This window comes from Pseudomonas sp. DF5 (assembly GCF_058148225.1).
Map to the genome: position 1 here is coordinate 70,416 of NZ_JBYVYM010000014.1, position 13,624 is coordinate 84,039.

12 protein-coding genes are annotated in these 13,624 nt (G+C 59.5%); 5 read left to right on the plus strand and 7 right to left on the minus strand.

The window, feature by feature from the left end; translation table 11 throughout:
* The first annotated feature begins 1 nt into the window (after position 1).
* The gene (gene madM / locus AC30D7_RS14925) at positions 2-766 is read left to right on the plus strand and encodes a malonate transporter subunit MadM (RefSeq protein ID WP_018928728.1); all 765 of its coding nucleotides are present in this window, start codon (positions 2-4) and stop codon (positions 764-766) included.
* 114 nt (positions 767-880) lie between these two features.
* Here madM and AC30D7_RS14930 read toward each other — a convergent pair whose 3' ends face one another.
* The gene (locus AC30D7_RS14930) at positions 881-1,795 is read right to left on the minus strand and encodes a LysR family transcriptional regulator (RefSeq protein ID WP_105340833.1); all 915 of its coding nucleotides are present in this window, start codon (positions 1,793-1,795) and stop codon (positions 881-883) included.
* 157 nt (positions 1,796-1,952) lie between these two features.
* On the opposite strand from AC30D7_RS14930, the gene trhA reads away from it, so the two are divergent.
* Positions 1,953-2,570, plus strand: a complete 618-nt coding sequence (trhA, locus tag AC30D7_RS14935; RefSeq protein WP_490134572.1) for a PAQR family membrane homeostasis protein TrhA — start codon at positions 1,953-1,955, stop codon at positions 2,568-2,570.
* A 42-nt stretch (positions 2,571-2,612) separates the two neighbouring features.
* On the opposite strand, the gene AC30D7_RS14940 is transcribed toward trhA, so the two are convergent.
* Both AC30D7_RS14940 and AC30D7_RS14945 read right to left on the minus strand, forming a co-directional pair.
* The gene (locus AC30D7_RS14940) at positions 2,613-3,332 is read right to left on the minus strand and encodes a 16S rRNA (uracil(1498)-N(3))-methyltransferase (protein ID WP_490134573.1); all 720 of its coding nucleotides are present in this window, start codon (positions 3,330-3,332) and stop codon (positions 2,613-2,615) included.
* A gap of 142 nt (positions 3,333-3,474) precedes the next feature.
* The gene (locus tag AC30D7_RS14945) at positions 3,475-4,881 is read right to left on the minus strand and encodes an adenosylmethionine--8-amino-7-oxononanoate transaminase (protein ID WP_105340838.1); all 1,407 of its coding nucleotides are present in this window, start codon (positions 4,879-4,881) and stop codon (positions 3,475-3,477) included.
* Between the two features lie 222 nt (positions 4,882-5,103).
* Between AC30D7_RS14945 and AC30D7_RS14950 the strand changes: the two genes are divergently transcribed.
* Positions 5,104-6,972 carry a flavin monoamine oxidase family protein gene (locus AC30D7_RS14950; RefSeq protein ID WP_490134574.1) on the plus strand — a complete coding sequence of 623 codons (1,869 nt, stop codon included), beginning with the start codon at positions 5,104-5,106 and terminating at the stop codon, positions 6,970-6,972.
* Positions 6,973-7,014: 42 nt separating this feature from the next.
* On the opposite strand, the gene AC30D7_RS14955 is transcribed toward AC30D7_RS14950, so the two are convergent.
* A complete protein-coding gene (locus tag AC30D7_RS14955; protein WP_490134575.1) occupies positions 7,015-7,944 on the minus strand; it encodes a YncE family protein in 930 nt (309 codons plus the stop codon).
* A gap of 282 nt (positions 7,945-8,226) precedes the next feature.
* Here AC30D7_RS14955 and AC30D7_RS14960 point away from each other — a divergent pair, with 282 nt between their 5' ends.
* Complete coding sequence (locus AC30D7_RS14960) at positions 8,227-8,778, plus strand: cytochrome b (RefSeq protein ID WP_490134576.1); 552 nt, start codon at positions 8,227-8,229, stop codon at positions 8,776-8,778.
* 32 nt (positions 8,779-8,810) lie between these two features.
* Positions 8,811-9,404, plus strand: a complete 594-nt coding sequence (locus tag AC30D7_RS14965; protein ID WP_490134577.1) for a YceI family protein — start codon at positions 8,811-8,813, stop codon at positions 9,402-9,404.
* A gap of 251 nt (positions 9,405-9,655) precedes the next feature.
* On the opposite strand, the gene rhlE2 is transcribed toward AC30D7_RS14965, so the two are convergent.
* The 3 genes from rhlE2 to metF all read right to left on the minus strand — a co-directional run bounded on the left by rhlE2 (position 9,656) and on the right by metF (position 13,571).
* Complete coding sequence (gene rhlE2 / locus AC30D7_RS14970) at positions 9,656-11,518, minus strand: RNA helicase RhlE2 (RefSeq protein WP_204124782.1); 1,863 nt, start codon at positions 11,516-11,518, stop codon at positions 9,656-9,658.
* A gap of 222 nt (positions 11,519-11,740) precedes the next feature.
* On the minus strand, positions 11,741-12,556 hold the full coding sequence (locus AC30D7_RS14975; protein WP_490134578.1) for a substrate-binding periplasmic protein: 816 nt from the start codon (positions 12,554-12,556) through the stop codon (positions 11,741-11,743).
* A gap of 169 nt (positions 12,557-12,725) precedes the next feature.
* Positions 12,726-13,571, minus strand: a complete 846-nt coding sequence (gene metF, locus AC30D7_RS14980) for a methylenetetrahydrofolate reductase [NAD(P)H] (protein WP_349747491.1) — start codon at positions 13,569-13,571, stop codon at positions 12,726-12,728.
* Positions 13,572-13,624 lie beyond the last annotated feature (53 nt).

The window sequence follows — 13,624 nt, forward strand, 5'->3', positions numbered from 1 at the left end:
TATGTGGGAACTCATTGAGAAAGGCCTGGTAAATAACAGTCTGGTCACGGCATTCGCGTTTGTTGGCGTAATCATGTGGGTGTCGGTGATTCTGTCCAAGCGCCTGACTTTCGGGCGGATTCATGGCTCGGCGATTGCCATCGTCATCGGCCTGGTGCTGGCCTGGGTTGGCGGCACCATGACCGGCGGGCAAAAAGGCCTGGCGGATCTGTCACTGTTTTCCGGCATCGGCTTGATGGGCGGCGCCATGCTGCGTGACTTCGCCATCGTTGCCACGGCGTTCGAGGTGCAGGCCACCGAAGCGAAAAAGGCCGGGATGATTGGCGTCATCGCGCTGCTGCTGGGCACGATTCTGCCGTTCATTGTCGGGGCGAGCATTGCCTGGGTGTTCGGTTATCGCGATGCGATCAGCATGACCACCATTGGCGCGGGTGCGGTGACGTACATCGTCGGGCCGGTGACGGGTGCTGCGATTGGGGCCTCGTCCGATGTGATGGCGCTGTCGATTGCCACCGGGTTGATCAAGGCGATTCTGGTGATGGTCGGCACGCCGGTGGCGGCGCGCTGGATGGGCCTGGATAACCCGCGCTCGGCGATGGTATTTGGCGGCTTGGCCGGGACGGTGAGTGGTGTGACCGCCGGGTTGGCGGCGACGGATCGGCGGCTGGTGCCCTATGGCGCGCTGACGGCGACGTTCCACACCGGGCTTGGGTGCTTGCTTGGGCCTTCGTTGCTGTACTTCGTTGTTCGCGGGATTGTTGGTTAAGCGGTAGATCATCGCTGACTGTTCCGGCGCCATCGCGGGCAAGCCACGCTCCCACAAGGACAGCGCATTTCCTGTGGGAGCGTGGCTTGCCCGCGATGCAGGCGCCGCGGTCTGTCAGACCTGGCGATTGGCATACATCCGGCATTCCGCCAACAGCGCCAGCAGATTCGGGTCACGTTCCTTGGCCTTGAGAAACACCACGCCAATGTGCTGCTGCAACCGGTACTTTTCCTGCAGTGGAATCAGCTTCACCCGGTTTTCATACACCGCCGCAATCCGCCCCGGCAGCAATGCATAACCCACCCCCGAGCTGACCATGCTCAGCAGGGTGAAGATGTCGTTGACCTGCATCGCCACTTTCGGCTCGAACCCCGCCTGCTTGAACACCCGAATACCGTCCTGGTGCGTGGCGAAGCCTTGGGTCAAGGTGATGAATGTCTCGTCACGTACCTCGGCCAGGTCGACTTCGGTCCGCTGGGCAAAGGGCGAATCAGCCGGTGTGGCGAGGAAGATGTCATCGGAGAACAGCGGGATCTGCTCGCAGTCCGGGTCGTTGACGCTGTCGTCCAGCGACACCAGGATCGCGTCGACTTCCATGTTTTTGAGCTTGTACAACAGGTCGATGTTCGAGCCCAGGATCAGGTCGATATTGAGTTCGCTGCGGCGGATTTTCAGGCCCATGATCAGCTGTGGCACGGTCTTCACCGTCAGCGAATACAGCGAACCGAGTTTGAAACGCTCGGCGGAGAACCCGGCGGCTTCGCGGGTCAGGCGCACGGTTTCGAGCACATCCTGAATCAGCTTCTGCGCCCGCTCTTCCAGCACATAAGCACTTTCCAACGGGGTCAGGTTGCGGCCTTCGTGCTTGAATAGCGGGCAACGCAAGGCGCTTTCCAGGGAGTGGATGGCGCGATGCACGCTAACGTTACTGGTCTGTAACTCGACGGCGGCGCGGGCCAGATTGCCGGTGCGCATGAAGGCCAGGAACACCTCGAGTTTTTTCAGGGTCAACTCTTCATCGATCAACATGGGCCAGACTCTTATTCGAATGTCTCGATTGTGCCCAATTGGCTAACGTTTGGCTCGATGGCTTTCGTAGGGGGCATTGTGTTCTGAAACATTGCGCTTTTAACCTTGAAACCCGAGCCTTGCGCGCGGCGGTAATGAACGTAGAGGTGAGCGACACATGTATCACGGGGAAAGATTGAACGCCTGGACGCATTTGGTCGGGGCTGTAGCAGCATTTATCGGGGGCGTGTGGCTGCTGGTGATCGCCAGTATGGATGGCAGTCCGTGGAAGATTGTCAGCGTGGCGATTTACGCATTTACCCTGCTAGTGCTCTACAGCGCCTCAACCGTTTACCACAGCGTTCGCGGACGCAAGAAAGCGATCATGCAGAAGGTCGATCACTTTTCGATCTACCTGCTGATCGCCGGCAGTTACACGCCGTTCTGTCTGATAACCCTGCGCGGGCCGTGGGGCTGGACGTTGTTCGGGATTGTCTGGGGGCTGGCGCTGATCGGCATCCTGCAAGAAATCAAGCCGCGCTCGGAAGCGCGGATCCTGTCGATCGTGATCTACGCGGTGATGGGCTGGATCGTACTGGTGGCAGTCAAGCCGTTACTGGCGGCTCTGGGCCCTACAGGCTTTGCCTGGCTGGCGTCGGGCGGGGTGTTGTACACCGTGGGGATCATCTTTTTTGCCCTCGACCATCGTCTGCGCCATGCCCATGGGGTCTGGCACCTGTTTGTGATTGCCGGGAGCGTGCTGCACTTTGTGGCGATTCTGTTTTATGTCTTGTGATTACTTTTATGGCGAGGGGGCTTGCCCACTTGCCATAAGGTCCTAGAAGTCACCCCAAAGTTGTTGCGCCACCGCCAACGCCACCACCGGCGCGGTTTCGGTGCGCAGCACGCGCGGGCCGAGGCGGGCGGCGTGGAAGCCGCCGGCTTTGGCTTGCTCGACTTCAACGTCGGACAAGCCGCCTTCAGGGCCGATCAGGAATGCCAGGCTTGAAGGTTTGGCGTGACTTACCAGCGGCTCGGCCACCGGGTGCAGCACGAGTTTCAATTCGGCTGCGGTCTGCTTCAACCAGTCGGCCAACAGCAGCGGCGGATGAATCACCGGCACCCGAGAGCGCCCGCATTGCTCGCAAGCGCTGATCGCCACCTGACGCCAATGCATCAGGCGTTTGTCGGCGCGCTCATCCTTGAGGCGGACTTCGCAGCGGTCGGTGAAAATCGGGGTGATTTCGGTGACGCCCAGTTCGGTGGCTTTCTGAATCGCCCAGTCCATCCGCTCGCCACGGGACAAGCCCTGGCCGAGATGGACCGCCAGCGACGACTCGACCTGACCGGTAAAGCTTTCATCGATTTGCACCACCACGCGTTTCTTGCCGACTTCCACCAGCGCGCCGCGAAACTCGTGGCCCGAGCCGTCGAACAATTGCACCGCATCGCCCTCGGCCATGCGCAGCACACGGCTGATGTAATGCGCCTGGGCTTCGGGCAACTCGTGTTCGCCGGTGCTCAAAGGGGCGTCGATAAAGAAGCGGGACAGTCTCATCAATGGTCTCTGTAAAAGTGTGGAAGTCTGGCGGCCCCATCGCGGGCAAGCCCGCTCCCACAGGTTTTGCGCCGATCCTGTGGGAGCGGGCTTGCCCGCGATGACGGTAGTCCGGTCACCGCTGAAGCTTAGGTGAAGTCAATCAGCCCGGATCGCGATAACCCGGATGAAAGTCCTTCGGCACCGCCACGCTGACGCTGTCACGGGTAGCGATGTCGATGCCTTCACTGGCCACTTCGGCCAGAAAATCGATCTGCTCCGGGGTAATCACGTAAGGCGGCAGGAAATACACCACGCTGCCCAACGGCCTCAGTAAAGCACCTCGTTGCAGGGCATGCTGGAACACGGTCAAGCCGCGACGTTCCTGCCACGGGTAAGCGGTCTTGCTGGCCTTGTCCTTGACCATCTCGATCGCCAGCACCATGCCGGTCTGGCGCACTTCGGCAACGTTCGGATGATCGACCAGGTGCGCGGTGGAGGAGGCCATGCGTTGGGCCAGGGCCTTGTTGTTTTCGATGACGTTGTCTTCTTCGAAGATATCCAGCGTCGCCAAGGCTGCCGCGCAGGCCAGCGGATTACCCGTGTAGCTGTGGGAATGCAGGAAGGCGCGCAGGGTCGGGTAGTCGTCGTAGAACGCGCTGTACACCTCATCGGTGGTCAGGCAGGCCGCCAACGGCAGGTAACCGCCAGTCAGGGCCTTGGACAGGCAGAGGAAGTCCGGTCGGATGCCGGCCTGTTCACAGGCGAACATGGTGCCTGTGCGGCCGAAGCCGACGGCGATTTCATCGTGGATCAGGTGCACGCCATAACGATCACAGGCGTCGCGCAGCAGCTTGAGGTACACCGGGTGATACATGCGCATGCCGCCGGCGCCCTGGATCAGCGGCTCCAGAATCACGGCGGCCACGGTGTCGTGGTGGTCGGCCAGTGTCTGCTCCATGGCGGCGAACATGTTGCGCGAGTGTTCTTCCCAGCTCATGCCCTCGGGGCGCAGGTAGCAATCGGGGCTCGGCACCTTGATGGTGTCCATCAGCAGGGCTTTGTAAGTTTCGGTAAACAGCGGCACGTCACCCACCGCCATCGCCGCCATGGTCTCGCCGTGGTAGCCGTTGGTGAGGGTGACGAAGCGCTTCTTGTTCGGCTGGCCGCGGTTGAGCCAGTAGTGAAAGCTCATTTTCAGCGCGACTTCGATGCACGACGAACCGTTATCGGCGTAGAAGCACCGGGTCAGGCCTTCGGGCGTCATCTTCACCAGGCGCTCGGACAACTCGATCACCGGCTGATGGCTGAAACCGGCAAGAATCACGTGTTCCAGCTGATCGACCTGATCCTTGATGCGCTGGTTGATCCGCGGGTTGGCGTGGCCGAATACGTTGACCCACCAGGAACTGACGGCGTCGAGGTAGCGTTTGCCTTCGAAGTCTTCCAGCCACACGCCTTCACCGCGTTTGATCGGGATCAGCGGCAGCTGTTCGTGGTCTTTCATCTGGGTGCAGGGATGCCATAACACGGCGAGATCGCGTTCCATCCACTGTTTATTCAGGCCCATTTTCTGTCTCCTCGAGGCTACCCGTGACGTAGGCGGGTAAACAATCGCGCAAGCCTATGCAATGCGCGCCACGGGAACAACCCATTGTGTCGATTGAGCTACTTTGTATAGGACGATAGACGTCGCTGGCGGCGTTTTGATGGCTGACGTATTCTTCGCGGCTCTTTGAGTCGTCTGACTCGTAAAACCGCTATTTCCTCGTGTATTTCCGGAGTTCTCTGAATGTCTGCTGGTTGGCTGCGCGCCTGTGCGCTGGTGATGTTGGGGCTGTTCAGCGTTTCGGCGCTGGCCAAGGATAAAACGGCGATCGTGGTCGGCGGCGGGCTTTCGGGCCTCACCGCGGCTTACGAACTGCAGAACAAAGGCTGGCAGGTCACCCTGCTGGAAGCCAAACCGACCCTGGGCGGTCGATCCGGCATGGCCACCAGCGAGTGGATCGGCAACGACAAGACCCAGCCGGTTTTGAACAAGTACATCTCGACGTTCAAGCTGAGCACCACGCCAGCCCCTGAGTTCGTGCGGACCCCGGGTTACCTGATCGACGGTGAATACTTCAGCGCCGCCGATCTGGCGACTAAACAGCCGGCCACCAGCGACGCGCTGAAACGCTACGAAAAGACCCTGGATGACCTGGCGCGCTCGATCGAAGACCCGCAAAACCCGGCCGCCAACAGCACGCTGTTCGCCCTGGACCAGATCAACGTGGCCAACTGGCTCGATCGCCTGAATCTGCCAGCCACTGCGCGTCAGTTGGTGAATCAGGAGATTCGTACCCGTTACGACGAACCTTCGCGCCTGTCGCTGCTGTACTTCGCTCAACAGAGCCGTGTCTACCGTGGTGTTGCCGACCGTGACCTGCGTGCCTCGCGCCTGCCCGGCGGTAGCCCGGTGCTGGCCCAGGCCTTCGTCAAACAACTGAAAACCATCAAGACCGGTTCCCCGGTTTCATCCATCACCCAGGACAAGGACGGCGTGACCGTCAAGGTCGGCAGCGTTGGCTATCAGGCGGACTACGTCGTGCTGGCGGTGCCGTTGCGCGCACTGAGCAAGATCCAGATGACTCCGGCGCTGGACACCCAGCACATGGGCGCCATCAAGGGCACCAACTACGGCTGGCGTGACCAGATCATGCTGAAGTTCAAGACGCCGGTATGGGAAAGCAAGGCGCGCATGTCCGGCGAGATCTACAGCAATGCCGGTCTGGGCATGTTGTGGATCGAGCCGGCCTTGAAGGGCGGCGCCAACGTGGTGATCAACATTTCCGGCGACAACGCGCGGGTGATGCAGGCCTTTGGCGACAAGCAAATGGCCGATCAGGTGCTGATTCGTCTGCATACCTTTTATCCACAGGCACGCGGTTCGTTCACCGGTTATGAAATCCGCCGCTACAGCACCGACCCATCAATGGGCGGCGCTTACCTGGCCTTCGGTCCGGGGCAGATCAGCAAATACTGGCGCCTGTGGGAGCGTCCGCTGCAACGTGTAGCCTTTGCCGGCGAACACACTGACACCTTGTACCCAGGCACCCTGGAAGGCGCCTTGCGCACCGGTCAGCGTGCAGCCAGTCAGGTTGAAGACCTGGCAGCGGGCAAATCGTTTGAACCGGCGAAGGTTGTTCCAGCGGCGACCGCTGCGGCGGCAGGCGCGGTGGTGGCGAAGAAAGGCAATTTCTTCAGCAATATGTTCGGTGGCTCGTCCGATAAAGCGGCCGACAAGGCAGAACCGGCCAAGGTTGAAGTGAAAGCTGAAGAATCCAAGCCTGGCTTCTTCTCGCGGATGTTCGGCGGTGGTTCCGACAAGGCTCCGGCCAAGACTCCAGAGCCCGTGGCACCTGTTGCTCCGGCACCCGCTCCAGTAGTTGCGCCGGCCCCGGCAGCCGCACCGGTTGAGGCACCGAAACCAGTGTCGCCGGTACAGGCCGAGCCTGCCAAAAAAGCACCGGCCAAAGCGCCAGCGAAAAAGCCAGCTGCCAAGACCGAGGCCAAAAAGGCTCCGGCCAAGGCAACGGCGAAAAAGACTGAGCCAGTGAAGAAACCAGTGGCAAGTACTGCTGCCAAGGCGCCGGTGGCGACCGAAACCAAGACTCAGTAAGTCTTGGGATCAAGGGAAACGCGGCAGTGATGCCGCGTTTTTTTATGGTAAATCGACGATATGGACTTCGTCGCTTTGGTAGTCGCTGATATAGGCGCGGTTGTGTTGATCAAGAACCATGTCATACGGTTCGCAAGCGCCAGGGATGGGAACCCTGCGAACAATCTCATGGGTGGAGGTATTCACTTCCACGACCTCTTTTTCGGTTTGATCAACGGCATAAGCGTTCTTTTCGCCGAACACTATTTTCCCTTCGCAAGCCACAAAATCGAAATGTCGGGTGGTCAATGAGCGGGTGTCCAACACGGTCAGTTTTCGAGCGTCCAGAGCCACGATATACACTTCGCTACCGTCGGGACTGACAGTGACGGCTGACGGATATTTTTCAGTTTTGATGATATTGATGACTTTGAAGGTCTTGCTGTTGATGACCGTGAGCGCGTCCTCATAAGGGGCGGCCGGGGCGTTGGTGCTGGAAATGTAAAGGCGCGAATCGTCCGGGCTGATATCCACACTTATGGACGGTGAGGGTAAGCCTTGTACTCTGCTCACCACATACAGGCGGGTATCAATAATTGCCAGCCACTCTTTATTCTGTCGAACGGTGACGTAAACATGTTTCCCGTCTCGACTCACGACGATTCCGCTAGGGTGTCTACCCACCGTGATGTTTCCCACCGCGTATGTTTCGGTATCAATAACCGAAACCGAACTTGAACCGTAGTTGGTCACGTAAGCTCTTTTTCCCTCGTGGCCAAGGGCGATGCTTCGGGGATACTGCTCTACGGCGATGGTGCGGATGACCTTTTTGTTCCGGGTATCGATGACGGACACATTGCCCGACATGTAATTGCAAACGAATACACGTGATCCATCGTTGCTGATGGCCATCCCTCGCGGTCCTTCCCCTACGGGTATCGAATTGGATTGATTGCGTGTTGTTACGGGGGATGAACTCGAATTGTGACTCATGGTAGAACTCCTGTTCAGACGCTTGGACTGACGTCCAAGTTCAAGTTCATCAATGACCTGCAATGAAAGCTACTGTTAAATATGACAGTCCTGACGAGTGGTATCGGCGCTTGGATGAAGATAAGGAGGGTGGGCGAAGGTTTTTTCACGCGGTTAACACTCTCTTAACCTCTCGCCCCCAAGGTCTTGATCGTATTTCTCGATATTTCAGAGCGAAATTTTCCGCTTTAAATCGATAGATAACTCGATAGTCTTGGGCGCAGTTCTTACAGGATTTGGGCAATGCAGCTACGTAACTCTTCTTCCCGCTACGGTTGGGTCAGCATCTTCATGCACTGGGGTGTGGCGTTGGCCGTCTTCGGTCTGTTTGCATTGGGGTTGTGGATGGTCGGTCTCGACTATTACAGCACCTGGCGCAAAGACGCACCGGATCTGCACAAGAGCATCGGTCTGGTGTTATTTGCCGTCATGTTGCTGCGGGTTGTGTGGCGCTTCATCAGCCCACCACCGCCGCTCCTGCCAAGCTATAGCCGCATGACTCGTCTCGGCGCCAAGTTCGGCCATTCCTTCCTTTATCTCGGTCTGTTCGCTGTGATGATTGCCGGTTACCTGATTTCCACCGCAGACGGTGTCGGGATTCCGGTGTTTGGCCTGTTTGAAGTTCCTGCACTGGTTTCCGGACTACCGGACCAGGCAGACACCGCTGGTGTGATTCATCTGTACCTCGCCTGGGCACTGGTAATTTTTTCCGGTCTCCATGCGTTGGCAGCATTGAAACACCACTTTATCGATCGTGATGCGACCCTGACGCGAATGCTGGGGCGCAAAGCCTGATGTTCAACCTCGACTCCAAAGGAATAGAAAGCATGTTGAAAAAGACGTTCGCCGCACTGGCAATCGGTTCTGCTCTGTTGTCCGCTAACGTGATGGCGGCCGACTATGTGGTCGACAAAGAAGGTCAGCACGCCTTCGTTGACTTCAAGATCAGCCACCTGGGCTACAGCTACATCGTCGGTACCTTCAAGGATATCGACGGCAAGTTCAGCTTTGACGCTGCCAAGCCTGAAGACAGCAAGATCGAGTTCAATGTGCGCACCGCCAGCGTGTTCACCAACCACGCCGAACGCGACAAGCACATTGCCAGCGGTGACTTCCTGAACGTGGGCAAATTCGCCGACGCCAAGTTCGTCTCCACCAGCGTCAAACCTACCGGCAAGAACGCCGCAGGCAAAGACACCGCCGACGTGGCTGGCAACCTGACCCTGCTGGGCGTGACCAAGCCAATCGTGGTCAAAGCCACGTTCCTGGGTGAAGGCAAGGATCCATGGGGCGGCTACCGTGCCGGCTTCGAAGGCACCACCAGCATCAAGCGTTCCGATTTCGGCAAGCAAAAAGACCTGGGCCCAGCGTCCGACGCGGTCGAGCTGTACGTGACGTTTGAAGGTGTCAAAGCGAAATAACTTTCGCGCCTGACAAAAAACGCCCCCGATCTCGCGATCAGGGGCGTTTTTTATTGCCTGCCAGAATCCACATGGACACCGCCGAGCCACTGTGGGAGCGTGCTTGCCCGCGATGGCGGAGGGTCAGTCAATATCAATGTTTGCTGGACTGACGATATCGCGGGCAAGCCCGCTCCCACAGGGTTCTTCGCCGGCCCAAAAAAATGCCCCGGATTTTGCGATCCAGGGCATTTTTCATGGCTTTGGAAAACTCAGCGGTTGCGGGTCAGCAAGGCTGGTTTTTCGCCGCGCGGACGGCCTGGCAGTTGATCCAGTTGCTCAGGGGTCGGGAAGCGATCGCTCTTCGACTCCTTGTGAATGATCTTCGGTGCCGGGCTCCGCGGGTTCTGCACGGCCGGTTCCGAACGAGACTGGTCGTCACGGGCCGGACGGCGGTTGCGGGACTCTTCGCGACGGGCCTGGCCGTCACGTGGAGCGCCGTTGCGTGGGCCGCTGCGCTTGGCCGGCGGGGTGCCGGTGGTTGCGCCGCTGCTGTTGCGCGGACCGTTCTGGCGACCTTGTGGCTGACCAGTGCGCGGAGCACCAGCACCAGCGCCTTGTGCCGGTGCGCCCGGACGACGGCCACGGCCCTGGGCCGGTTTGGCTTGAGGCACGTAGTCGACGCGGTTACCGAAGTTATCGATATCGTCGTCCAGGAACTCGTCCGGAGCACGGTCGGCGGCAGCGCGAGGAGCCGGGCGCTGTTGCTCGCGGGCCGGGGTGCCTTCGCGTGGCTTGTGTTCACGGGCCGGGCGCTCGCCACGGCCAGCGGCAGGTTTTTCCTTGCCGCCCTTGTCCTTGCCTTTGTCTTTACGACCGCCACCACCACCGCTGCCGTTCGGGCCGTCACCGCGTGGGCCACGTGGGGCGCGTGGGTTACGCACATCCGGACGCTCGCGAACTTCCGGTTTCTCGGCTTCCACAGCGCTGGAGTCGAAGCCCATCAGGTCGCCGTCGGCGATTTTCTGCTTGGTCATGCGTTCGATGCTTTTCAGCAGTTTTTCTTCGTCCGGAGCGACCAGCGAGATCGCCTCGCCCGAACGACCGGCGCGGCCGGTACGACCGATACGGTGCACATAGTCTTCGTCGACGTTCGGCAGTTCGAAGTTGACCACGTGGGGCAACTGGTCGATATCGAGGCCACGAGCAGCGATGTCGGTGGCAACCAGGATGCGCACTTCACCGGCTTTGAAGTCGGCCAGGGCTTTGGTGCGGGCGTTCTGGCTCTTGTTGCCGTGGATCGCGACGGCGGTGAGGCCGTGTTTGTCCAGGTACTCGGCCAGGCGGTTGGCGCCGTGCTTGGTGCGGGTGAACACCAGCACTTGTTCCCAGGCGCCGGCAGTGATCAGGTGCGCCAGCAACGAACGCTTGTGGCTGGCGGCCAGACGGAATACGCGTTGTTCGATCCGCTCGACCGTGGTGTTCGGTGGCGTGACTTCGATGCGTTCCGGGTTGTGCAGCAGCTTGCCGGCGAGGTCGGTGATGTCTTTGGAGAACGTCGCCGAGAACAACAGGTTCTGCCGTTTGGCCGGGAGGCGGGCGAGCACCTTTTTCACGTCATGGACAAAGCCCATGTCGAGCATGCGGTCGGCTTCGTCCAGCACGAGGATTTCCACGTGGGACAAATCGACACTGCCTTGGCCGGCGAGGTCGAGCAGGCGACCGGGGCAGGCCACCAGCACGTCGACACCACGGGACATGGCCTGAACCTGCGGGTTCATACCGACGCCACCGAAGATGCAGGCGCTGACGAACTTCAGGTCACGGGCGTAGACCTTGAAGCTCTCGTGCACCTGAGCCGCGAGTTCGCGGGTTGGGGTCAGGACCAGTACGCGGGGTTGGCGCGGGCCATGACGCTGGGATTTGTCCGGGTGACCGTTGGGAAACAACCGCTCCAGAATCGGAAGGGCGAAGCCACCGGTTTTACCAGTACCTGTCTGAGCCGCAACCATCAGGTCGCGACCTTGCAACACGGCGGGAATGGCCCGCTGTTGCACCGGAGTAGGCTCGGTATAGCCCGCTGCCTCGATGGCGCGGACTAAAGCCTCGGAGAGACCGAGGGAAGCAAAGGACATGAGTAATCCTGTTTTAGTTAGGGCTTGGCCCAATGGGAGTCTTGCCTGGCGCGAATGGCGTTTAAGAGGACGCAATCCCGTCCGGTCCTGCTGGGCCTCGAAGGCTCGTCTGGAGCGCTCGCGCGGGCTGAAAAGCTGCGCTGTAGCGGGATCGAGATGCCTTGAACAAGTCCGAGCGTCCGGGCGTGAGCCTGGCGGGAAGGCCGGAGTATAACAGAGCAATCACTGTGCGCCGCTTTCCTGCTGCTCAACGGTTTTTCCGTTGGTTGTGGTGGCGTTGGCAGCCCGTGTTTCGGCGACCGGGCTGGCACCATAGCGGGCGCTCAGTTCGGCATAGGCCGGTTCGCGCTTGAAGCGCTTGAGCTCGGCACCGAAACGCTGCACCAGCAAATCCATCCCGGCATTGCGGCGTACCGCCAGATACTGGCTTTGCTGGCTGATGACAGTCGGGTTCTCGGTGATCTTGTCGCGGATGTCCAGTTGATCGAGCAAGTACTGGCCGACCCGGCGATCGGTGATCAGCAGGTCGATCCGACCGCGCACCAGTTTGCCGAAGTTGGCTTCATGGGTGGGCGCCGGTTCCCGGGTAAACAGCGTCGATTCGCTGAAGTCCTTGCTGTACAGATAGCCCGGCGAGGTGCCGATGGTCAGGCCTTTCAGGTCGTCCAGGGTGCGAAATGGAAACGGTCGTTCATTGGCGTAGAACATCACGAACTCGACTTGCGACAGCGGTTCGCTGGGGTAGAGCAGGGTCGCTTCGCGTTCATCGCTGTGGAAAATATCCAGCACACCGTCCGCCTGGCCTTGCTCGAGCATTGACAGGCAGCGTTTCCACGGCAGGAACTGCCATTCCACGTCGATCCCCAGGCGCTTGAAGACAATGGCCGTGGTTTCGTAGTCGAGCCCGAGGTTCTTGCCGCCTTCTTCATAGACGTAGGGCGCCCAGGGTTCGGTGACAATACGCAGCTTCTCGCCCCGGGCAGTGAAGCTCAGGCAAGTGAACAGAAGCGCGGTCAGCAACTGGGTGATCAGGGGCATGGCTTGAGATTACGACGAGAAATCATAAAGAGCCAGAAACTGGATCCAGAAGCTCTGGATCGGACATTAAAAGCAAAAGATCGCAACCGTCGGCGGCGTCTGCAGAGGTGCGTATTCCCCTGTAGGCGCTGCCAAAGGCTGCGATCTCTTGATCTTGCGTTAACGGCTATTAGCGCGGCAACTTCAGGTTGTTCCACACCGCCAGGCTCGGCTCAGCCTGGTTCAGCGTGTAGAAGTGCAGCCCCGGTGCGCCACCTTGCAACAGGCGCTCGCACATCTCGGTGATGACTTGCTCACCAAAGCCTTGAATGCTCTGGGTGTCATCGCCGTAAGCTTCCAGTTGCTTGCGGATCCAGCGCGGGATTTCCGCACCGCAAGCGTCAGAAAAGCGCGCCAGCTTGCTGTAGTTGGTGATCGGCATGATCCCCGGCACGATCGGGATGTTTACGCCCTTGGCCCTTACACGCTCGACGAAGTAGAAATAGCTGTCGGCGTTGAAGAAGTACTGGGTGATCGCACTGTTGGCGCCGGCGTTGGCCTTGCGCACAAAGTTGTTGAGATCGTCTTCAAAATTGCGCGCTTGCGGATGCATCTCCGGGTAAGCGGCGACTTCGATGTGGAAATGATCGCCGGTCTCTTCACGAATGAACTCAACCAGGTCATTGGCGTGACGCAACTCGCCACTGGCCATGCCCATGCCCGAGGGCAGGTCACCGCGAAGCGCAACGATTCGCTGGATGCCGGCTGCCTTGTACTGGGTCAGCAGGCCGCGCAGGTCGTCCTTGCTGTCGCCCACGCAAGACAGATGCGGTGCGGCAGGGACTTTGACTTCACTTTCCAGCTGCAACACGGTGTTGAGGGTGCGATCACGGGTCGAACCGCCAGCGCCATAGGTGCAGGAGAAGAAGTCGGGATTGTAGGTCGCCAGCTGACGGGCAGTGGCGATCAGTTTTTCATGCCCAGCATCGGTCTTCGTCGGGAAGAATTCGAAGCTGTAGCGACGGTCTTGGGACATGGTCATATCCTTGGAAACACGTAAGCCTTGTAGGCGCCGTGCTTCCTGTAGGA